The organism is Arthrobacter sp. GMC3, assembly GCF_002929305.1.
In the GTDB taxonomy this organism is placed as follows: domain Bacteria; phylum Actinomycetota; class Actinomycetes; order Actinomycetales; family Micrococcaceae; genus Specibacter.
Window position 1 is genome coordinate 1 of sequence record NZ_PJIO01000132.1, and the last position, 563, is coordinate 563.

Here is a 563-nt window from a genome sequence, read left to right on the forward strand (position 1 = left end):
GTTCCCCTGCGAGACAGCCGGGCGCTTCCTCTTCACTTCCGAGATCCAAGGTCTAGCGCCCCGGAAGTCGACCGGCTTATGGGACGCTCCAAAACTGCATTCCGGACATACCACTTACGGTGATTGTTCCAATGGTGAATCAGTGCGCTTGCCGGTTTGCAAACCCGGGTGGAAGTTCATTGAAGGGTGGCATCAGTGAATGTTGTCTGAAGTCACTCTGATTGCTCGTCGCATACGATGCTTCGTTGCATGGATACGCCGCCTTCGCTCCATCGTGCAATTCGCTCATCAGCACAGGAGATTGTTGCCCCCCGGTTCTTGTGGGGGGCTTATTCTCTCCAGTGGTCGTTAGTCAGCTGGTACAGCTCGTGCGTCTGCCACCGCCCTTGGATGCGAAGGTAGCTTGGCGCGGTGCCGTAGTGAATGAAGCCGCAGCGTGCGAGAACGTGTTGGGATGCCCGGTTGTCCACCAGAGTCTCCCCCTGTAGGCGGTGCAGGTTCAGCTCTGTGAAGGCCAAGCGGATCAACTCGGACAGGGCACCGGTTGCGATGCCCTGTCCGGT

1 protein-coding gene is annotated in these 563 nt (G+C 58.1%); it reads right to left on the reverse strand.

Annotated elements, in window-relative coordinates; genetic code table 11:
* Positions 1–329 precede the first annotated feature (329 nt).
* Positions 330–563, reverse strand: a 234-nt coding sequence (locus CXQ94_RS21805; RefSeq protein ID WP_146070424.1) for a GNAT family N-acetyltransferase, incomplete at its 5' end; no start/stop codon positions are given.